Source organism: Herbaspirillum huttiense (assembly GCF_047300815.1).
Lineage (GTDB): Bacteria > Pseudomonadota > Gammaproteobacteria > Burkholderiales > Burkholderiaceae_D > Herbaspirillum > Herbaspirillum huttiense_A.
Map to the genome: position 1 here is coordinate 4,034,379 of NZ_CP178608.1, position 20,497 is coordinate 4,054,875.

23 protein-coding genes are annotated in these 20,497 nt (G+C 56.2%); 8 read left to right on the forward strand and 15 right to left on the reverse strand.

The window, feature by feature from the left end:
• Positions 1-111 precede the first annotated feature (111 nt).
• From ACLRDN_RS18450 to ACLRDN_RS18460, 3 genes are all read right to left on the reverse strand, one after another.
• Complete coding sequence (locus ACLRDN_RS18450) at positions 112-726, reverse strand: hypothetical protein (RefSeq protein WP_413457465.1); 615 nt, start codon at positions 724-726, stop codon at positions 112-114.
• A gap of 196 nt (positions 727-922) precedes the next feature.
• Positions 923-1,114, reverse strand: coding sequence for a hypothetical protein (locus ACLRDN_RS18455; protein ID WP_413457466.1), 192 nt, complete (start codon positions 1,112-1,114; stop codon positions 923-925).
• A gap of 95 nt (positions 1,115-1,209) precedes the next feature.
• Complete coding sequence (locus tag ACLRDN_RS18460; RefSeq protein ID WP_413457467.1) at positions 1,210-1,908, reverse strand: hypothetical protein; 699 nt, start codon at positions 1,906-1,908, stop codon at positions 1,210-1,212.
• A gap of 101 nt (positions 1,909-2,009) precedes the next feature.
• On the opposite strand from ACLRDN_RS18460, the gene ACLRDN_RS18465 reads away from it, so the two are divergent.
• A protein-coding gene (locus ACLRDN_RS18465) for an IS3 family transposase (RefSeq protein ID WP_413457468.1) occupies positions 2,010-3,109 on the forward strand; the annotation gives its coding sequence in 2 pieces (ribosomal slippage) (positions 2,010-2,262 and positions 2,262-3,109; 1,101 coding nt in all).
• A gap of 158 nt (positions 3,110-3,267) precedes the next feature.
• Here ACLRDN_RS18465 and ACLRDN_RS18470 read toward each other — a convergent pair.
• A complete protein-coding gene (locus ACLRDN_RS18470) occupies positions 3,268-3,717 on the reverse strand; it encodes a hypothetical protein (protein ID WP_413457469.1) in 450 nt (149 codons plus the stop codon).
• Between the two features lie 304 nt (positions 3,718-4,021).
• Here ACLRDN_RS18470 and ACLRDN_RS18475 point away from each other — a divergent pair, with 304 nt between their 5' ends.
• From ACLRDN_RS18475 to ACLRDN_RS18485, 3 genes are all read left to right on the forward strand, one after another.
• Positions 4,022-4,516: a hypothetical protein gene (locus ACLRDN_RS18475; protein WP_413457470.1), complete on the forward strand. Its 495-nt coding sequence runs from the start codon at positions 4,022-4,024 to the stop codon at positions 4,514-4,516.
• A 142-nt stretch (positions 4,517-4,658) separates the two neighbouring features.
• A complete protein-coding gene (locus ACLRDN_RS18480; RefSeq protein WP_413457471.1) occupies positions 4,659-4,856 on the forward strand; it encodes a hypothetical protein in 198 nt (65 codons plus the stop codon).
• A 50-nt stretch (positions 4,857-4,906) separates the two neighbouring features.
• Positions 4,907-5,620, forward strand: coding sequence for a GIY-YIG nuclease family protein (locus tag ACLRDN_RS18485; protein ID WP_413457472.1), 714 nt, complete (start codon positions 4,907-4,909; stop codon positions 5,618-5,620).
• Between the two features lie 376 nt (positions 5,621-5,996).
• Here ACLRDN_RS18485 and ACLRDN_RS18490 read toward each other — a convergent pair whose 3' ends face one another.
• The 3 genes from ACLRDN_RS18490 to ACLRDN_RS18500 all read right to left on the reverse strand — a co-directional run bounded on the left by ACLRDN_RS18490 (position 5,997) and on the right by ACLRDN_RS18500 (position 10,001).
• The gene (locus ACLRDN_RS18490; RefSeq protein ID WP_413457473.1) at positions 5,997-8,939 is read right to left on the reverse strand and encodes an Ig-like domain repeat protein; all 2,943 of its coding nucleotides are present in this window, start codon (positions 8,937-8,939) and stop codon (positions 5,997-5,999) included.
• Between the two features lie 355 nt (positions 8,940-9,294).
• Positions 9,295-9,597 carry a hypothetical protein gene (locus ACLRDN_RS18495; RefSeq protein ID WP_413457474.1) on the reverse strand — a complete coding sequence of 101 codons (303 nt, stop codon included), beginning with the start codon at positions 9,595-9,597 and terminating at the stop codon, positions 9,295-9,297.
• The gene (locus tag ACLRDN_RS18500) at positions 9,597-10,001 is read right to left on the reverse strand and encodes a VOC family protein (RefSeq protein WP_413457475.1); all 405 of its coding nucleotides are present in this window, start codon (positions 9,999-10,001) and stop codon (positions 9,597-9,599) included. Before ACLRDN_RS18500 ends, ACLRDN_RS18495 begins: the two co-directional genes overlap by 1 nt.
• 313 nt (positions 10,002-10,314) lie before the next feature.
• On the opposite strand from ACLRDN_RS18500, the gene ACLRDN_RS18505 reads away from it, so the two are divergent.
• The gene (locus ACLRDN_RS18505; RefSeq protein ID WP_413457476.1) at positions 10,315-11,205 is read left to right on the forward strand and encodes an AraC family transcriptional regulator; all 891 of its coding nucleotides are present in this window, start codon (positions 10,315-10,317) and stop codon (positions 11,203-11,205) included.
• An 11-nt stretch (positions 11,206-11,216) separates the two neighbouring features.
• On the opposite strand, the gene ACLRDN_RS18510 is transcribed toward ACLRDN_RS18505, so the two are convergent.
• Positions 11,217-12,122 (reverse strand): LysR family transcriptional regulator, encoded by a 906-nt coding sequence (locus ACLRDN_RS18510; RefSeq protein WP_413457477.1) that lies wholly within the window; start codon positions 12,120-12,122, stop codon positions 11,217-11,219.
• A 102-nt stretch (positions 12,123-12,224) separates the two neighbouring features.
• Here ACLRDN_RS18510 and ACLRDN_RS18515 point away from each other — a divergent pair, with 102 nt between their 5' ends.
• Both ACLRDN_RS18515 and ACLRDN_RS18520 read left to right on the forward strand, forming a co-directional pair.
• Positions 12,225-12,551: a nuclear transport factor 2 family protein gene (locus ACLRDN_RS18515; RefSeq protein ID WP_413457478.1), complete on the forward strand. Its 327-nt coding sequence runs from the start codon at positions 12,225-12,227 to the stop codon at positions 12,549-12,551.
• Positions 12,548-13,330: an SDR family oxidoreductase gene (locus tag ACLRDN_RS18520; protein WP_413457479.1), complete on the forward strand. Its 783-nt coding sequence runs from the start codon at positions 12,548-12,550 to the stop codon at positions 13,328-13,330. The genes ACLRDN_RS18515 and ACLRDN_RS18520 overlap by 4 nt, the downstream gene beginning before the upstream one ends.
• Before the next feature lie 80 nt (positions 13,331-13,410).
• Here ACLRDN_RS18520 and ACLRDN_RS18525 read toward each other — a convergent pair whose 3' ends face one another.
• From ACLRDN_RS18525 to ACLRDN_RS18550, 6 genes are all read right to left on the reverse strand, one after another.
• Positions 13,411-14,373, reverse strand: coding sequence for a chemotaxis protein (locus tag ACLRDN_RS18525; protein WP_413457480.1), 963 nt, complete (start codon positions 14,371-14,373; stop codon positions 13,411-13,413).
• Between the two features lie 130 nt (positions 14,374-14,503).
• Positions 14,504-16,114, reverse strand: a complete 1,611-nt coding sequence (locus tag ACLRDN_RS18530) for a methyl-accepting chemotaxis protein (RefSeq protein WP_413457481.1) — start codon at positions 16,112-16,114, stop codon at positions 14,504-14,506.
• A 271-nt stretch (positions 16,115-16,385) separates the two neighbouring features.
• Positions 16,386-16,703: a hypothetical protein gene (locus ACLRDN_RS18535; RefSeq protein WP_413457482.1), complete on the reverse strand. Its 318-nt coding sequence runs from the start codon at positions 16,701-16,703 to the stop codon at positions 16,386-16,388.
• Between the two features lie 159 nt (positions 16,704-16,862).
• On the reverse strand, positions 16,863-17,312 hold the full coding sequence (locus ACLRDN_RS18540; RefSeq protein WP_413457483.1) for a carboxymuconolactone decarboxylase family protein: 450 nt from the start codon (positions 17,310-17,312) through the stop codon (positions 16,863-16,865).
• Positions 17,313-17,487: 175 nt separating this feature from the next.
• The gene (locus ACLRDN_RS18545; protein WP_413457484.1) at positions 17,488-18,198 is read right to left on the reverse strand and encodes a hypothetical protein; all 711 of its coding nucleotides are present in this window, start codon (positions 18,196-18,198) and stop codon (positions 17,488-17,490) included.
• A gap of 126 nt (positions 18,199-18,324) precedes the next feature.
• Positions 18,325-19,257, reverse strand: coding sequence for a DNA/RNA non-specific endonuclease (locus ACLRDN_RS18550; RefSeq protein ID WP_413457485.1), 933 nt, complete (start codon positions 19,255-19,257; stop codon positions 18,325-18,327).
• 257 nt (positions 19,258-19,514) lie between these two features.
• Between ACLRDN_RS18550 and ACLRDN_RS18555 the strand changes: the two genes are divergently transcribed.
• The gene (locus ACLRDN_RS18555; RefSeq protein WP_413457486.1) at positions 19,515-19,751 is read left to right on the forward strand and encodes a hypothetical protein; all 237 of its coding nucleotides are present in this window, start codon (positions 19,515-19,517) and stop codon (positions 19,749-19,751) included.
• A gap of 18 nt (positions 19,752-19,769) precedes the next feature.
• On the opposite strand, the gene ACLRDN_RS18560 is transcribed toward ACLRDN_RS18555, so the two are convergent.
• Complete coding sequence (locus ACLRDN_RS18560) at positions 19,770-20,393, reverse strand: LysE family translocator (protein ID WP_413457487.1); 624 nt, start codon at positions 20,391-20,393, stop codon at positions 19,770-19,772.
• Positions 20,394-20,497: the final 104 nt, after the last annotated feature.

Here is a 20,497-nt window from a genome sequence, read left to right on the forward strand (position 1 = left end):
GCCCTCTCCTTGAAACTCGGTCTCGTCCGTTCCTCGACCACGCACCGCTACCTTCTACTTCGCTTGGACTTGTGACCGACGAAATCACCGCAGGTCAATTTCTCTGGCAAATCAACAATCGCCCAATTGCTCACGCTCAAAATCATCTGATTCTTGAACGTCAAGACCAGCATCTTCCGCCGCTAGAACGATCTCTTCCAATTGGTCCTCCCGCACGAGCAAGGCGTAATAGGAATCGTCTCCCAAGTCGAGATGGAGCAACCGAAATCCCCTCGGCCTGACCCAGATTGAAAACTCTACTAGCGCATGCGGAACAGTCGCTTTCGTTCCGTTTTCCATATGCCAGGTTTCGGCAATCCCGGCAGCAGTCAGCAGTTCATTCGCCTGCCACTCTACTTCTTCGGTTGCTTTCCAATCGACTTGTATCAAGACCCACTTGCCCCGCCGCTGTCCGTCTTCATCAAGTATGGCGTTGATGCCGGCTTCGATTGCGTCGCCGGGCTCTCGGACTGACATAACCAATGTGGTCAAGCGGTCGCTTTCCTCCGCTCCTAATTGAACAGTGATTAGTCGGACGAAACGTCTTAACGCCTGATTATCCTCTTCTGAGACAGGCCAATATTCTTTGATAATTTGTGCGTCCGAAAGAATTTCTTCCTCCTCCACAGAGTGCACCTGTGAGGAGCCCGAATTCCGTCCCCAAAGTCTACTGAGCAGTTTGAGCATTTACAGTCCCCTAGATTTTCTGCAAGACGTTGTATGAAGTCCGCTTTGGGCCGATTGCGGACCCAGAATTAACTTGAGTGAAAGTGACGCCAAGCAGCGGCTTCTATCTCACCAGAAGCTCCAATGGGAAGATTGCCTTCTCCGAGAATGCTAAATGTATGTTGAGTTCCGCCAATGCTCGCGGCGCCATCAAGCCCTAATAGCAAAGCATAAAAACATCCGATAACGCGGTATCCATCAGTTTGGTAAAAATCTCTTGCTGCTGCGGCGAGAGCTCCATGCTTTTCAGCAGAGTCGATACCATGCACTCCTCGTCTACGTTCGTGAACATCTGCACAAAGCTATCTTTCTCACGAGCCCATGCAGACACAAAATCCTCAGTCTTCATCTATTTCTTACTCCCAATCAGTTCCTTCGCTTGGCTTGAGGACGACTGCTATTGGCCGGTTCCGGCTTCCAGCATGAAGGGGCGCTGCATCAACGTTAGAAAGGCGCCAGACGCCAGCTTGTTTCCTTGGCCATCCTCTCCGAAATGATCTCCAGATATACCTTGCGCAGTGATTCCTGCAGTCCGATGCTCCACTCATCGAGATTGGTCCGGCAAGCGGCTTCCGGAACTCTCCTCATCGAAGACACAATTCGACCGTCAGTGTTGGTTACGTAGACGTTTGCGCCGGCTACTGGCTTGGCTTGTCCAGGGATCAATGCAATAAGGGTCATATGGGCAAATGCCACGCACGTCGCGCTATTGTCAGATAAGGCAAGTCCCCTGGTCTCAAAGCGAAATCGTGCAGTCGGATCCTGAAATGAATCCTTCAATAAAAGGAGCACGAGATCTGATTTGGTTTCATTGGCAATGGCTTCAATCGGAGCCTTGATTCCCTCCCAGTTAAAACGGTTTGCCCTGAGCCTGGCGTCAGATTCATATACTTTACCCAATTCGCTGCGCCGTTCTCCATTGTACGGAACAGCTGCAATGGAAAGAGCACTGCTTACGCCATTGGCGAAACGGTCCGCAAATTGCGCGTCCAACTGCCACGAAGAAACGTTCGCGGTTCGTTGTACCACGCTCGGAAGCTGCCGATAGTACGTCACGGAGTCTGCTGCGAGTGAGACCACCACAATCCTCTTTGTCTTGTGGAGCTGCTCTTCCGTCAATGTCACCCCATTCATGGTTACCATGCATCCCGACTGGAGAAGGATGAATATCGTCGGCTGACCTGAGACGAATTTTGTAGCCACCGGATAAGTGAGTTCTTTATGCTAACGCCAAGGAGAACTCAATGAAGAAGCGATTTACGGACGAACAGATCATCAGCATCTTGCGAGAAGCAGAGAGCAAGGAGATTGCGACGGTAGATCTGTGCAAGCGCCACAACATTACTGAGCAGACCTTTTACCGCTGGAGAAACAAGTTTGGCGGTATGGATGTCTCGGATGCCCGGCGGCTCAGAGAGCTTGAGTCCGAGAACGACAAGCTCAAACGCATGGTGGCGGAACAGTTGCTGGTGATTGATGGCTTGAAGGAGTTAAGCCGAAAAAAATGATGACCTCCGCGGGCCGGCGCGAAGCGCTGGAAGTCCTTACTCGTCGGGGGCTGTCGCAACGCAAGGCATGTCGCTATCTGGATCTGAGCCGGCGGATAGCGGGTTATCAGTTGCTACAACCAGAAAAGGATCGGAGCCTGACGCAGCAGCTCATCGCGGCGTCGCAAGAGGTCCCTCGATTCGGCTATCGGCGTATGTCTGCCTGGCTGGCCTTGGGCGAGTCCCGAGTGCGGCGACTCTGGAGCGCGCTCAAACTAGGCATCCCCCGAAAGCGGCCTCGCAGGCGTCGATGCGGCAACGACATTCGGCTACCTGGAGCAACCAAGCCCAATTCGGTCTGGAGCTACGACTTTGTTCATGACCAGATGGTGGATGGACGCTCATTGAAGATGCTGTGCGTGATCGATGAATACACCAGGGAATGCCTGGCCATCGAAGTTGCTGCCAATTTGCGTTCTCAGGACGTCATCCTGACGCTCTCGCGCTTGATGCGGTTACATGGAAAGCCGGCCTACGTTCGGTCGGACAATGGAGCCGAGTTCACAGCGGCCAAGGTCATGCGCTGGCTGCGGGATGCCTCCGTTGGTCCCGCCTTCATTGCGCCAGGCAGTCCATGGCAGAACGGATTCGTCGAAAGCTTCAATGGCAAACTGCGTGACGAACTGCTTAACCGGGAGTGGTTCCGCAGCCGGGCAGAGGCGAAAGTGCTGATTGAAAGATGGCGTCAGTTCTACAACGAGCGCAGGCCGCATAGCGCACATAACTACCAACCTCCAGCTACGGTCCGTCGAACTTGGCTGGAATCGAATATGATCGACAACCGACTCACTGCCTGACTGGCTACAAATTACCGACGCAGGTCACGGCAGGATCAGATGTAGAGCACGCCGCAAATGCTTCCAGAAAAAAATGGACATATTTTTAATTCGTTGTGATTGATATATGGCGAATCTCCGCCAGTGCAGATTGTCTGTTTCTGGCCGATTGCAGACGTCTACGATCTTGGAACCCATTGATCCGTATCGCGATATTTATTCAGTCCCACAGCGCCAAATCTATCCTGATCGCCGGAGACATTGACGCCGACCAAAGCGAGCGCCGAATTAATTGCGTCAACACCGACAACCGGAGCTGAAACCAATTCGCCGCCGTTGATCACCGCATACGCTTGTGTCCCGACGCCACCAAAGTATTCGGCTTCCAAGTATAGGACCGGACCTGGAAGATCGATTTTTTTACAAAGAACAATCAATGACTGTGGCATAGCTATTTCACCACCCTCCGTCAGAGGAAGGAAAGGAATGCCGGTGGCCGCTCGCAGAGCGCTTGTAATGGGAATCATAGCCAACCCCTGATTTAACTCGACCAAACCCGGAAAGACGGCTGAGTCTCCTTTTTCTAAAGAAGATCGCGGCAGAACGAATGCCTGAAGGGTATATGCCATTTTTTATGTTTCCCACGATTCGCGTGTGGCCGTATTAGAACATGCCCCCGGATGACGTATGCATAGTCCTCTTCTGACCGGTAGCAGACATGGTCGCCTGCAAATATGGACCTAATCGCATATAACGCCAGTAGCGACAGCTGCGTCCATGTTGGCACGCAGCTTTTCAGAGCTTGCCCAGAGTGTTTTTTTGATGTCCTCCAGCATTACAAAAATTCTTTGTCCGTCCTGCAGGGTCATTTACCAGAGCCTCAATACCAGCTGTCCGGCGATGATTAATATGGATCCAGCGCCTGCCTCATAGGTGTTTGACGATGAGGCACCGCTTTTCGGTTTGACCCTGTTGCCCTCTATTATCCACGTATTGGAAGAATTGCTACCCGATTTTGGTTTCAACTCCTTCCCATCCCATATCCAGGTATTCGAAGACGATGCTCCCGATTTCGGTTTGATTTCCTTGCCGTCGAACAGCCACGTATTGGACGAGGATGCCCCTGATTTCGGCTTCAATTCCCTGCCGTCGCATACCCAATTGCCTGGCAATGAGATTTTGTTTCCCATGAGCTCCCCTTTTCAAATAATTGCTATTATTAAAAATTACTTTAAGCCGTATTTCATGGTGAGGCGAGATAGCGGCCCTGAAGAATTCAGACTCTTCTACGTGATTATCGCTCACGACCTTGACTCAACACCTTCCTGCCTTCGCAGCGTCCCTACCAATGAATCAGAGCTATACAACCGAGCAAAAGAAAAAACGGGCCATTCTCCGAGCAGCTCAAGTAATTCACGGGCATCATGAGGAAGGCGTTCTCGGAATTCATTCACGCATATTCGAGGTATTGGTCCATGATGACTACGTCCGTATAGGAAGCTCTCTCAAAGGGGCCCACCGTAGAGAACACGTAGTTCCCTGTGCTTTGCTCCGAGACCAGGCGTTACGGATGTTTCGCGAAGGCAGTTCCATCGAGGCGGTCGCCGAGATGATCGAGCGCAACTTGTTGATCGCCATGATTTCAAGCGAGGAGCGCTTCCACTTGGATGTCACGCTTGGACTCAAAAACAAAATGCCCGCAGGATGGCAATTTGGGATCAACGATCCTATGGACAGACTCAAGGCTGCTGGCATCATATTGGCGTAAAGAACAATCGCTTCCCAGCCCCCCAATGAAACTTAGAAGCAGCAAACATAATGAAACCACTGCCATTCCCTTTCGAACCCAATGCGTCATTTTGTTACCGCTTCGCACGCTATCACCTGCTGCCAGAAATTGCTGGCGAGCCTGAAGCCCTGACTGGCGATCCTTTCAAGCTGAACACGGTCATCAGTCGCCTTCTGCCCCAATACTTCACCGAGGAGCAAATGGCATTGAGCTACCCGGCTCGTGATGCCGAAGGGAAGCTCAATCAAGTCGGTAGCGGAATCCGATTCTTTACCTCTCTAAGAGCAAAACGCGGAAGAGAATCTCCATTTGTTTGGCTCGGACAGTCAGGCTTGTATCGCCTGAAATCTGACAAGGAAGTCACCCAAGAAGCTGCGGAAGATGAGGACGAGGAAATTGAAGAATTAGTGGATGTGGAATTCAACGGATGGATTTATGCGTTTACCTTTCCTGTTCTCAAGAAATCAAACGCGGTTTTTCCGATCAAGATCGGTATGACTGCGGCAGCAGATGCGGAAACAAGAGTGTACAGCCAGTGCAAAGGGGCAGGCTTCTTCGAAAAGCCGGAAATTCTGGGCAGTTGGAAAGTCCGGCGGGTCGCCCAAGTTGAAGATGCGATTCATGCCGTATTGAAAGCGCGAGGAAGATGGAAGGAAGATGCGCCTGGTGATGAGTGGTTTAATACAGATCAGGACGAAATATTAAGTATCCTCAACTTTATTACGACCCCGTCGCCTCGATAAAAAATCTGCGGCAGTATTTCTTACTATCTTTATCTGATGGCCGACTACGTCCACCACTGCATGCCATGCCCAAAGGCACTGAATGCAGTGACGCGTGATTTTGAGCTGATTGCAGACTCGGTGCACGGCACTCCATCATCGCCCGCCGCGCTTGGCTAACTGTGTTGCGGGAACTGTCGAACCTACCGGGTATTTCCTGAACGCAGATGCGATCGCTGATGCGGCCGCGCCGAATGCTCCCGGCGGGGTCCGTCTATCTCCCCATTCGCCCGCCCGCGTTCATGAGCAGGGTTGTGCTCTGAACATGGGTCAACTTTGGATGCAAAGTTTTTGGGAGAGTGAATCAGTCTTCAATGCAAATCAACTACCCTGCAGCTCAAAACCTGCCACTGAGCGTCAACGACACTGATTGCGCACTCACCAAAGCGTTGGCGATGCTGCGGCTGTAATACATGGAAATTGTCATGCCGGACTTGAGCAATAGCCTGAAGCCCAGGTTGGAAAGCCACTGCTTATTATCTTGCGACGAGTCGGATACAAAATACGCAGGCCCCGCATCGGCAAGATTGGCGTACGAAATACCGGCGCGGCCGTTGTGCTGCAGCCCTTGCTGATAGGCAATCTGAGCCTGTGGCACCAGCGTACCGATATCAAGCGCATGGCGCACTTCACCGCGCAAACCAAGTGAGACCGCATCGCTGCTGATCGTTTGTTTCGAGTATGCGAGGGCGCTGGCTCCACCAGTCTCACTGAATGGATTGAGACTGCTACGTACCAGATCGAGACGACCATAAGGGGACAGCATCCAGGACTCACCCTCAAACTCATACCCGCTCGTCAGCGAGGCGAATTTCTGACTGCCCCGTCGTGATCCCTTGACACTGCCGCCGTCTGCGACGTTATGGCGCGTCAGGTCGAAGTCGAGTGAACCATAACCGAGGATGCCATCGATGTACCAATGATTCACGGGGCGATAGCTACCATAGATGACCGTGAACATGCCTTGACCAATATTCTTCGAGCCCAAGTTATCGGTATCGCTATTGCTACGGCTATATCCAAAGCCCAAACCAAGCGTCAGCTTTTCATCCAGACGATAGTCGCCCCCAAAGCTGATACCGCTGGTGGTGAAGCGCAGGCCATTTTGGCCGACACCTGGTTTTTGCTCTCCAAAATCAACCGCCCCGCCTATCCATAGCAAAAAAGGCTGAGGTATCTCGCCACTACCAGAAGGCATCTCCGGCAGGTTGTAATTGTTACTGGCCGTTTTTGCTGCCTCGTCAGGTGTGCTCTTTTCGGCACCCAGGGCCGTTTTCTTCAAGCCATGACGCAAGCTGCGCAAATTCGCGGATTGCAATGAATCAGAAATAACCGGGCTGGCCACAACGTCGCCATTCCTGGCCCAGGCCGTCTCTGCAGCAACATCACGCGCGCGGTTATTGAACGTCAAGCCAAAGGAGGAAGAAGCCCGGCCAGAGCGCAGGGAATCGAGGCGCTGCGTAAAGTTACCGAGTTGGGTATTGGCGAACATCCTTGCCGACTGTGCCTGCGCAGTCAGCCCGGCAATCACGGCAGCGTTTTTGGTCGGATCTGGCAAGGCTGCGTAGGTGTAAGCCTTGCTTGCCGTAATCGTGCCGGAGCTGCTGGCAAGTACGACATCCACCGTACCTGCATCATGTGCTGCCGTAGTCACGGTAATACTGGTTTGGGAGCTGGCCACTATGGTTGCCGCAGTACCACCGAAAGAGACGGAAGTGACACCGCCCAGATTGCTGCCACTGAGTGTGACCGCAGTGCCACCGGCTGCAGGCCCGCTCGCTGGTAAAACACTGGTAACGGAGGGAGTGAGAACCAAAGCATTCACCACAACCGTGACTACGCCAGAGTTCGCCATGGCGTTGTTAGCGTCGCCCGCATAACTCGCTGTCAGGCTGTGGGTCCCGGCAACGAGGTTGGAAAGTACCAGAGAAGCGGATGAGCCGACGACATTGGCGCTACCGACTGTATTGGCACCATCTTTGAAGGTGACCGTACCGGTCGGCGAAACGCCTGCGCTGAGGTTGGCTGTCAAAGTAACGGCAGTGCCCACGTTGATGGTTAACTGACTTGCGGTCAGTGTCAGACCGGGTGAAGCAGTCACGGTCACAACGACGGTACTGGAGGTAGCTGACAGGTTATTGGCGTCACCGCCATAAATAGCGGTAATTGAATGTTGGCCGGCAGATAAGGCAGAGATACTGAAACTGGCCGTTGTTCCGGACAAAGAGACGCTGCCTAGCGTGCTTGCTCCGTCCTTGAACGTCACTGTGCCGGTAGGCGAGGCTCCCGTCGCAAGCGATGCAGTGAAGGTAAGGCTGCCACCGAGCGTAACCGACGACAGACTCGTACTGAGCGTGAGGGTCGGTGCAGCGATGACATTGATATTGACAGCGCTTGAAGTGACAGTGAGGTTATAAGCATCCCCGCCATAGACAGCCGTGATGGAATGTGACCCAACTGAAAGCGATGAGGTACTGAATGTGGCGGATGTTCCTGAGACAGAGGCACTACCAAGCGTGGTTGAGCCATCTTTGAAAATAACCGTGCCAGTGACAGGCAAAGGGCTATTCAGGTTAGCAGTGATGCTGACACTGGCTCCTGCTGAAGGGGCCGTATTTGAAGCGGAGACCGAAATAGTGGGCGGCACCTTGCTGACTGTAACGGTAACAGCACTGGAAGTCACTGTGGCGTTGTAGCTGTCACCCGAGTAAACAGCCGTAATATCGTGCGTCCCGGGGCTGAGCGTGTTGATCGACAATGACGCCGCATTTCCGCTCACCGTTGCTGATCCGATTGTATTGGCACCATCTTTGAACGTCACACTTCCCGTCGCCGCAGCACCACTGAGAAGGGCTACAGAGAGCGTTACCTGATTGCCATAGCTGATCGATGTGGCAGAGGTGGACAACGCGATGCTTGTAGCAAAGGCCTCGATATTTAATTGATAGGCGGTAGAGACACCAGATGAACCGACGGCTTTAAACGTCATTGAGAAGCTACCTGTATTTCTGGGTGTACCCATGAAAGTTAGCGTACAACCTGAATATGAAATTCCCATTCCCGTTGGTAGGCGGCCATTGAAATTGATGCCAGAACTGCAGCTTGGATCATCTGAGGGAATAACAATGCTGTAGGAATATGCAACTCCAGCGGTGCCGGTTGGAAGCAGCACAGCGGCATGTCCAGGGTTGATCCAAACCAAGCAGGACATCAACAAGAACACAATACGGATAAGGAATGAACACAGATTGCGATCTCCAGACATTAATTTGTATTTCATTTGCGCCCCAGGCGGTTCGGTATTTTTTTTGATTATTTTTGATTCAGCCAGGTGCGATTGGCGAGCGATCCGTCGCTGAATTGTTGTTGTACTGATTTACTGCAGCATGACCACAATAAGTTATGGCGCACCCATCTGGCGCCCATAAGGGAGGAACTTAAAGAAGAAAATCCGGCCGTAGGCTAGCAGCAATAATTCCGATTTGACATAGTCCAATTGGACTATGAAAGCCAGTTGAATTGCCCGATTCTTTATGAGCGCCGTTCGTATTCCTTCTTTCAGCTCATAAAAAAAGCCCAATCTTTCGTTGGGCATTTTTTAAGGGGATGGCCTCTTCTGGCCGATTGCGGAAGTCTTAGTTAATACGATGCCGGCACAGCCCGACTGACCACTCGACCGTGGAGTGGTCGATAGCAGCATGCACAGGCGAACCGGCCAGCTCGGTAACGATGCCGCGCGCAGCGCGTTCAGCGTTGGCCACCGAAGTCCACAGGAGCATATCCGTCACCAGGCCATCTCTTCGCTGGCTCATCCGACGCAGGATAAATCCGGGCTGTCTTTTAAGCCATTCATCCACATCGGTATTGGCTGCGATGAAGTCCTTCATCGTCACGCCCCGGCTCAAGTGAAAAGTGGTGATCTCCATCGCCTCCGCCATCACCGCTCCTCATGCTGCCAGCTCTTGTAGACGAACTCCAGGCTATAGCCGTCCGGGTCCAGTACATTGGCCGCGTAATAGCGTGGGTCATAGTAGAGGCGCGGCGACGGGGGGCCATTGTCGGTAGCGCCGGCCATCATGGCGGCGGCATACGCCGCGTCAACGTGTTCACGGCTATGCGCGACGAAACCGACATGGGCCGCCCTGCCGTCGGCCACACCTTCGCGCAGCCAGAAGAACATCCGCCCGTTGGCGCCGAAACCCTTCAAGTCGGGGTGGCCCGGCGGCCCGTCTTTGCCATCATAGTCATGCCGATTGACGACGCCGAGCGGCGCGAGCACGGCAGTGTAAAAAGCGACGGAGCGTTCCATATCGCTGACTGACAGAAATACATGGTCCAACATGCTGGTTTCTCCTTTTCGATTCAGACGAGGTAGCCACCCGCGACTTCGATAGATTGTCCGTTGATCCCACCGCCCTCGCGGGAGAGCAGCATGCCGATCGGGCGCATTCCAGTGCGGAGGCGGCGCCGATGCCACGGCTGCCGCCAGTGATAAGGACGATATTCGATTGATTCATCGATGGCTACGGCAAGGGGTGACGAGAAGCCTCAACGATAGAGAATCGGGCCCGGGCAAGCCTGCCGGTTCATGCCTTAAATCTGCCTGTTCCTGCTTCTTTATTGCCAACCTGGTCCCGCTACGGTTTAATCCAGCCATGGATGATCAACTCAAAGAGCTGCGCGCGCTGGCCGCGGGTGCCGAAAATCGCCGTACTGAAACCGGTATTGCTCGCGTAGCCATGGTGCAGGGGGCGATACCACAGCATCAATTGGCGGCCGTCTACGATCCCATGATCAACCTGATCTTGCAGGGCGGAAAATCCATGACAGTGGGCGGACGCTGCCTGCACTATGATCCGGCCACTTACTTCGTCATGTCGGTGGACCTGCCGGCAGCAGGCACAGTCCATGCCGCCGCCGATGGCGCGCCTTATCTTGCGGTCAGCCTGACGCTGGACGCCAGGATCATTTCCAACCTCCTGGGGGATCTGCCCGATACTGCCAACCGTCTTGGTGACGCACGCGCATTTTCCGTCGCGCCAGTCACGCGCGAACTGCTTGATGCATGGGTGAGGATGCTCAGGCTGATGAAGCAACCCGCAGATATTGCGGCACTGGCGCCAGTTTACGAACGAGAGATTCTCTACCGCGTACTGCAGGGTCCGATGGGATGGATGCTGCGCGATATCGCGCTGCCGGACAGCGCTCTGGCAAGGGTGAATCTGGCCATTCAGCAAATCCGCCGCGACTACGCGCAACCTCTGCGCATAGAAGACCTCGCCGGCAGCGCCGCGATGAGCGTGTCGGCTTTTCACCGCCACTTCAAGGCGGCTACTGCACTGAGCCCCTTGCAATACCAGAAGCAGATCCGGCTCCTGCAGGCTCGCACCCTGCTCATTGCGGCCGGATACAGTGTCACGGCGGCGGCGCACGAAGTTGGCTACCAAAGCCCGACCCAGTTCAGCCGTGAATATTCGCGTGAATTCGGTCGCCCGCCGAGCCGGGATGCTATCGCGCTTGCAAGTGAAATGCGGTCATCGGGCTGAGTGAGCAAGCGTCAATCAACCGTATCCCGATCCAGCAAACAATCAATGAACGCCCCCAGCAACGCCGGCCGGTGCCGCCTGTTCGGATAATAGAGAAACAATCCCGGCCGCGATATCGACCAGTCCGCCAACACCTGGACCAGCCGCCCCTGGGCCAGCAGTTCATCCACGCCATCCCGCGCAAAGTGATAAGCAATGCCAAGCCCGTCCAGCGCCGCAGCAATGCCGATGTCAGCATGATTGGTCACGACGGGCCCCTCCACCGCGACCTCGACTTGCCGGCCTCGTTTCTTGAACTCCCAGCGATAATGCCTGCCGTCCGTCTGCAGCCGCCAGTTGATGCACGTATGCGCATGCAGATCCGCAGGAGACCTGGGGATCCCCCGGCGCGCGAGGTAGTCTGGAGAGGCCACGGCAACCATCTTCAGGTCAGGAGTCAGGCGGATGGCCACCATGTCTTTCTCGACCCGGTTACCCACGCGGATCCCCGCATCGAAGCGACCCGCCACGATATCGGCCAGCGTGTCGTCAACCACGATGTCGAGCACCACGCCAGGGTTCGCTCGATGAAAGCGCGCCAGCCGAGGCGCAATGACGGTTCTCGCGGCAATCCCCAATGTGTTGATGCGCAACGTGCCGCTCATTTTTCCGGTGGCCTCGCTTGCCTCTGCGACGGCTGCAGCCATTTCCCGAAACAGCGGCGCCACGCGGCTATAGAGCAGCTCTCCGCTGGCCGAGGGCGCGACGCTGCGCGTGGTGCGGTTCAGAAGACGGGCGCCGATGCGCTCTTCGAGCTGCCGGATGGTCTGGCTTAGTGCCGACGGCGACAGGCCCAGATGCTCCGCCGCACGCACAAAACTCTGGCGCTCCACCACGGCCACGAATGCCTTCAATTCGTTAAAATCGGATCCGCGCATTATGTATTTTTTACTACATAGTTCATCAAGATTAAGGGATAGTAACTAAATTCACTTTGACGCGCATCCTGTGGCCTTATTGACCGTATGGAGCCAACCAACGTGAACACCTTGATCCTGCCCCACCCAATCGCCGCGTACTTCGCGGCCGAACACAATCCTGAAGCGCTGGCGCGCTGCTTCACGGCGCAGGCCGTCATGAAAGATGACGGCCACACCTACACCGGAGTCGCGGCGATCACCGCCTTCCTGGCCAAGGCATCGGCCCAGTACGGTCCGACCAGCGTGCCCCTGGACATCCAGCAGGAGGGAGACCTCCAATGCGTTCGCGCCAACGTCACCGGCAACTTCCCCGGGAGTCCGATTGTGCTGTCCTACCGCTTTGGCCTCGAACGAGGCCTGATCGCATCGCTGGAGATCACGGCATGAGCTTTGACCTCTACCTGAGCGGCCTGCGCGCCGTGGTGACCGGCGGTACACAGGGTCTCGGCGCCGCCGTCGTGAGAACCCTTGCGCAGGCTGGCGCACGGGTGGCCACATCGGCCCGTAGCTTGCCCCAGCATTCGGCCGAGGGCGTGACCTACGTCGCGGCCGACCTGTCCACGGCAGAGGGCACACGACGTTTTTCCGAGACGGTGTTGAAGCAGTGGGGGGGCGTGGATATCCTCATCAACGTGCTCGGCGGATCGAAGACACCCGGGGGCGGTTTCGCCGCGATCAGTGATGAGCACTGGTTCGCCGAACTCAACCTGAACCTGATGCCGGCCGTACGCATGGACCGTGCGCTGTTGCCGGGCATGTTGGACCAAGGGTCGGGGGTCATCATCCACGTCAGCTCCATCCAGCGCGTGCTGCCTTTGCCAGACTCAACGACGGCCTATGCCGCTGCAAAAGCGGCTCTCTCGACCTACAGCAAGGCGCTGGCCAGAGAGGTAACCCCCAAGGGAGTTCGCGTGCTCAGCGTTGCACCTGGCTGGATCGAGACCGAAGCATCGGTAGCATTTCCGCAGCGCACGGCGGCGCATGCCGGCACAGACTACGAGGGCGGCAAGAAAATCATCATGGAGTGGCTGGGAGGCATTCCCGCAGGACGGCCAGCGAAACCCAATGAGGTCGCTGATCTGATCGCTTTCCTGGCATCCCCGAGATCCGCGTCGATCGCCGGGACCGAGGTTCGGATAGATGGAGGTACTGTTCCTACCGTATAGGCTGCTGAAGGAACAGGCGCAGTGGCAGCAAGCCTTTTGAAGCTTGCTGCCGTTTTTGAAAGATTGCCACGCAATGAACCCTATGCAGGCAGCACCTTCCCCAACATCGCGGCCAAATCACTGGGCGCAAATTTGGCGACATATCCATCCGCCCCGACAGAGCGCACGTGATCCTCGTTGGCGGCCCCGGTCAGCGATGAGTGGATCACCACGGGAAGGCGCTTGAATTTGTCAGAACCTTTTATTTTGCGGGTCAAGGTAAAACCATCCATCTCCGGCATTTCAAGATCCGTCAGCACCATCGCCACCTTGTCAGTGACCGACTTGCCCTCGGCCTCGGCTTCGGCAGTCAGCTGCTGCAGCTTGTTCCAGGCCTGGAGCCCATCGGTGGCCATGATGAACGGAAGATTCAATTCCTTGAGGCACTGCTCTATCAATGCGCGTGCCACTCGGGAATCATCGGCGGCCAGCACGACAGTACCTGGCTTCAACGTGACCGGGCGGACACCACCCTTGCTCGGCTCGATCGATTCCTTCATCGGGGAGACCAGGTTCAGGATGTGCTCCACATCCAGGACCTGCACCAGGCGGCCTCCGTCGCGCTCAGTATCCATTCGCGCGATGCTGGTCACCAACCCGCCCGGAGCGTGGGCACCAGCGGGCAGCACCTGGCTCCAGTCCAGGCGAACAATTTCTTCCACCGATTCAACCGCAAAGGCTTGGGTATGCCGGGCGAATTCCGTAATCAGAAGAATATTGAGCCCTTGCGAGGCCGTGCAACCTGTGACCGCCGACAAGTCCACTACGGACATCACCTGGCCACGAATATTGACCATCCCCATCATCGGCGGCGTCATGCCCGCAGCCGCAGTGATGGGCATCATCGGAACGATTTCCCGGATCTTGAAAACATTGATGCCGTAAAGTTCTCCAGGCCTGTCGGTGGAGCCGTCCGGGGTCCCGACACGGAAGAGCAACAGTTCGAATTTGTTGGTGGAGGTCAGGTTCGTGCGCTCATCGATTTCTTTTTGAAAATTGTCCATGATGGTTTTTTGAAGATGGAAATGTCTTGCTCTTGCGCTGAAGAACAATGAGCGTGTGGAGGGGATGCCTGCTGGACGGCTGCACTAACGCACAGCCGCCGACTGCATAGGCATCAAGATGAGGCCTTCTTCAAGCTGGCAGTGTTTCGAACTGACGTTGCGGGATATCGACCACGACGGGTCCGGCCGTCGAAGACAGCTTGAAGGTACTGACCAGCTGTGTCAGCGAAGCTGCTTCCTGCTTCATCGTTGACGATGCAGCAGAAGCTTCTTCGACGAGTGCGGCGTTTCGCTGCGTCGCCTCATCGATTTGTGCGATGGCCTGGTTGATCTGCTCAAGTCCTCGCGTCTGCTCGGCGCTGGCAACGCTGATTTCCTGGACGATGCCCGAGACGTTCTTGATGCTTTCGACCACCCTGCCCATCGTCGCGCCGGCCTGGTTCACCTGTTGCTCGCCAGTGGCAATCCTGGTCACCGACTGGTTGATCAATGCCTCGATTTCCTTCGCAGCGCTGGCGGACCGGTGGGCCAGCGCCCGCACCTCTGCTGCCACGACAGCGAAGCCTCGCCCCTGCTCGCCCGCCCGGGCTGCTTCCACTGCGGCATTCAAGGCAAGGATGTTGGTCTGGAACGCGATACCGTCGATGACACTGATGATTTCCACGATTTCGCGGGATGAACCGCTGATGGCTCTCATCGTATCGACCACAAGAGCAACGGCTTCGCCGCCCTCGGCCGCAATGTTCGAGGCATCGTTGGCCAGCCGATTGGCTTGACCCGCGTTCTCGGAATTCTGCTTGACGGTGGCCGTAAGCTGCTCCATGGCGGACGCGGTTTCTTCCAGCGAACTGGCTTGCTGTTCCGTACGCGCCGACAGGTCGACGGTTCCGCGTTGTATTTCTCCGGAAGCCGCGACAATAGTGTGTGTGCCCTCGCGAACATCGGTGACGATGGCGGCCAGACTTTCATTCATATCTTTCAACGCGCCGACCAGCTCGCCTACTTCATCGCGGCTATCCACGCTGATGCGGCTGGTGAGGTCGCCGTCGCGCACTTTGCGGGCAATCTCTACCGCACCCGCCAAAGGTACTGCGATCGACCGGGTCAGCTGCCAGGCGATCAACATCCCGACGACCAATGCCAGCGCACTGATACCGGCCATCGTCAATTTCGCCTGTGCATAGGCGCGTTCGGCTGCGGCTGCGTTTTCCTGGGAGTTTTGATAGAGGTAATCGTTGATTTTCTGAACGTGCGTAATGACCGACTGAAGAATCGGCATGCACTCCTTGTTCAGGGCAACTCGCGCCTCGTCATTCTTCAAGGCCAGGGCGAGCTCTACCACCTTTACCGCCACCGGGTAATACTGCTTTTCGAGATCGGCCAGTTGCTCGAGAAGCTGACGTTCGACATCAGAAGCTGCCGACTCGGCCACCAATCGTTTCAATTCCGCCAGCCCGTCATTGATATCCTTTTGCGTCTTGGCGACCAGAAGGGCGTCGTTCTTTTGCAAAGCCGGATCAGTAATGAGAGTGAGATTGCGCGCAGCAATGGCACGCAACGTGATGCCAAACTGCGTCTTGGCAAGCGCCTTCAATTTCCCCTCATCCACTGAGGTCAGGAATTCTATCCGGTCATTCAGTGACGATATTTGCCGAAGACCGAACCCGGCGACACAGACAAGCAAAAAGATGACAGCAGCCAGTCCCAAGGTAAGACGCTGACCAATTTTGAGATTCTTCATACTCCCCCCACGAGAATTGAAAAACACGCTTAATAGTTATGGAGCATTACCCTATCTCAACGATCAGGAAATTCCCGCTAACCGAAAAAATATTTGAAAATAAAACATCCAAAGTTGATTTGGATCAAAGCAAACATACGATCAGTTCGAGTAATCACGAGGATTTGCGATTTTTGATCGACAAATCTTCAGCGATTTCCTGTGCCACGACGGGATCAATGCACTGCATACGCTATGGCGCATCCCGGCTGTCAAGCCCGGCGAGCAAGGATCAAGCGGGGATGAGCTCACCCGCCAGCATTTCCCTGGCGCAACTCAGGGCCTGCGCATAGCGTGGATGTTCTATCCGCGGGTCGGCCAATTCCTCTTCCACCGCAGTGCGCAGCATCAATCTTGCTTGCGCCTCGTTGACACTGCCGGAAAAGCTGATGTGGGCAACTGCGTTCGAAAGGACCGTGCGCATCCTGTCACTGAATTCCACTCCGCTGACCGAGAGATAGGCCACGTTCTTGACCAGGACCATGTGATGGCTGACGGCTAAAGCTGTGATGCTCATCGTTGCCTCCCAGAAGATATTGAGCTCAAGCATAGTGCAACCGCTTTCCTCCGAGCATCAGGAAATGCCTGAGAAACCCAAAGGCACTACCGCCCATGAGCACCAGACAAAAAAAAGGGGCTCCAGACATTCATCTGAAACCCCTTTGTCCATTTGGCCATGCTTGCCAAAGGCCTGTTACCACAAACAATGCTAGGCCTTCGCCAGCGGCTTCATGCGAAAACTGATGCCCATGCGATTGATGGCATTCATGGTGGCGATCACGATGGTGAGTTCAACCAGAGGCTTTTCGCCGAAGACGGCCAGAGCCGCAGCATAGGCATCGTCGGACGCATGCGTTTGGCTGACCAGCGTCACTTCTTCTGCCCAGGCCAGCGCCGCCCTTTCCTGGTCGGTGAACAGATAGCCTGCTTCCTCCCACACCGGCACCAGAACCACCTTCTCAAACGACATCCCGCCTTTGATCAGGTCGCGCGTGTGAATGTCGATGCAGTGAGCGCATCCGTTGATCTGCGACACCCTCAAGAAGACCAGATGGATCAACTCATCGGGCAAGCCGGTGCTGGTGGTGACGTAATGATGAAGCGCGCCAACAGCCTTGGCGCCCTCGCCGGAAATGTGAAACCAATTTGGACGTTTCATGAATCCTTCCTTGAAGTTGAATGGAGCGGATGAAAATTCAATATCCCGCTGCACTCAAGACGGCTGGACGATGCCGCCTGTGACAACTTCAACAAGAATTCTTGATTTAATTTTTTTTGCCAAATGGAAAGCCAGTATTCCGAATCAGCTAATACTCCCGCGCACCCAGGAGAATCTAGGAATGTTCAGACCCCGGCGCCGGCAACGTGCCGGAGCGCAAACGCCCGGCCGCCTCCATCGCCTCGGCGAAGATTTCATGCATGCTTCGTGCCGTGAAAGCCGGCAGCATGGATTCCGGCGCGCCCGGACCACCCCCGCCACCCAGGCCGGGCAGGAAATCGGAAGTCCTGATTTCTACCTTGCCCTGCCCCTTCACGGCTTGGGCGATCTCTTCGAGTCGCTGCTGCGGATTCAACGGGGCTTCGCTCAGGCCAGGAATGGAATTCTTGACTGAGCCATAGCCGCCTGCATCATTGACCTCGGCAAACAGCTGGCCGTTGACCAGCACCTGCCCGACCGTCTGATAGGCATGCTCGCTTGCGTACTGCGCGCTCACTGCGTTGCGGGCCGCCTCCTCTTTGGCACGGACCTCCATCTCCTTGATCAGGTTTTCCGGCATCTGATAAACGACCGGGTTCAGGGAGCTCACTAGGGTGGCCGGACCCGTCAGGCGATACGGGCTGGCAAGCTCATCGGTCTGCGCTCCGGCCACGCTGGCTTGCTGCAGAGCTTCGGAGGAAATCGTGACCTTGGTCGAATCGCCAGCCTGTCTTTTATCTGAATCTGCTGCGGCCTGGGGCGCCGTCGAGCTCAGCTTGGCTGCTGCTGCCAGTGTCGTGGCCTGGGTGCCGGAAATCATCATCGCATTGGTTCCTTGTGAGGTCATGCTTCGATCTACGTGTTCGGAGGGAGACGTCTAAGCCATGGCAGTATGGGGAAGAAACCCTGCTTTCAATCGTGTGAGTAAAAATGATTTTTTGCCGTAATTCAGCCGAATTACCTGGCATGCTGCTCACGATGCGGCCGCACCCCCACCCTGCCCCAGCAATTGCAATCCCGTCCTGCGCACGAAGCCCGCGTAATCCATCGGCGCTTCCACCACGGTATCGGCGCGATTGGCCTGTATATACGCCCAGGCCCGTCCATTGCTGGCGTCATACACCAGCTTGAAGATCCGCGACGGCACCGCGATATGGCCGCCCCCGATGGTGCTGGGTGCGGCGTCAAACAAAGGGCCGGTAAACACGAAGACATCACCCTGCGCGCGCATGACGTACTTGCGCGTATCACGCTCGACCTTGGACCACGGTCCGGAATTGTGCTTCTGGTTCTGCGGCACCATATTGGCCAGCGAGAAGCTCTGCGCCATCGCCTCCGGCGTGGACATGTCGCCGGCCGGCGCCATGTGGCCCCGCGCATAGCCCGATCCCCGGTAGTCCTCCAGTTCGGCACGCTCGGCGCGCGGCAAGCGAGCCTCCGGGTAGAAACGGTCGGTGCGGTGCTGCTCGCGCGCATGCACCAGCGCGGCACGATTGAGGCGCTCCACGACCACCAAGGGGGTCTTGGTCTGGCTGTTGTAGAGCACGGCAAACGCGCTGAAACACAGCTCCCGCAAATGCGGCCCCGCAGGCAATTGCGCCGGATGTGCGCCCGGGAAGAACTGCGGGCATTGCGCAAAGCGCGTGACGGTGGCGTGTGCGGAATCAGCGTGCCGCGCCGGGGCGGGCAGGTCCTCGGCGGGCAGGTCGAGGTGCGGCAGACTGAGTCGCTCGCGCAGGCCATCGGCCAGCTGCGGGTTCAATACGCAACTGGCAATGCTGAAGACGAGGATCGTCGTGCTGGTGAATGAAATCAGGAAACGGCGGAAGGGTCCCGATCGCTTCTGCTTGCTTTTGCCTGAGGTGGCCCGCTTGCGCGGGGCTGCCTTTTTTTGTCTTGTTGCCATACGGGCCGCATGGTAACTTGCCTGGACGTTCGTTGCCAGCGCATCAGGAAAAACGCGATGAGCATGACGGCAGATGCCGTGCAGGCCGACAAAGCCGGCCTGTCAGCTTGTATGGATCATGTCTGCTGGACCCGCATACAAGGCCTTGGTTAGAATGCACAGGACACTGTTACCGAGACAGTGATTCACCTCTGCTACTTTCAGATTCGCAAAGCTGGCACCGGATTGATCTCCCAGCGAATCGAAGGCCAGACATCATGGATTGGGTTCCAATCGTCTTCATCATCTTCAAGGTGGCCGTGCTTGGCATCGGCATGTTCTACGCCATCAAATGGCACTACGACCAGGGCAGGAAGGGCAAGCAGGCGGAACAGCGCGCCGTGCTGCGCGCCAGCGGCAAGGTGGCCGTGATCTTCGTGGTGTCGCTGGTGGTCCTGGGCGTGGGCACCATGTTCATCTCGCGCATGCTCGGCCTGGAGCTGACTTTCCCGTAAGCCGGGAAGCACGGCGGCTCATGCCGCCGGTCGCTTGGCCAGCGCCAGTACCATCCCGAAGAAGATCATCATGCCGCCGCTGATGCGGTTCATCCAGCGCAAACCGCGCGCATCCTGCAGCAGGCCCTTGAGCCGCGTTCCCGCGTAGGCATAGGCCGCAATGGCCACCAGTTCGAGCGCCAGGAAAATCGCCCCCAAGGTGAGGAAACTGGATAAATAATTTTCAGGGACCACGAACTGCGGGAAGAAGGCCGTAAACACCAGGATGGCCTTGGGGTTGCCGATGGCCACCAGGAACTCCTTGCGCACATAGCCGGCAATGCCCTGCTGCGGCTCGAGGCGCTGGCCACTCACTTGGGCCTTGGCAAGGAAGAGCTTGCATCCCAGCCAGACCAGGTAAGCCGCACCCAGCAGCTTGACCACCGTGAAGGCCATCTGCGAGGCCATCAGCAAGGCCCCCATGCCCAGTGCCGCCACCCCGATCATCAAGGCAAACGCTACCAGGCGCCCGGCAGCCGCCAGCAGCGCAGGGCGCAAGCCATGATGCGCACCGATGGTGATGGAGAGCAGGTTGTTGGGCCCGAAAGCCATGTTCAGCGCAAAGCAGGAAGGGATGAACAGCAGCAGGCTTTCCAGGGACATCGCGGATCCTTGTGAAGTAAGGGTGTGGTTGTGGGAAGCTCTCACCAATGCCGCCGCCCTGCCCGGCCGCCCGCGCAGGTCGACGAAATGCACATTCTAGCGGT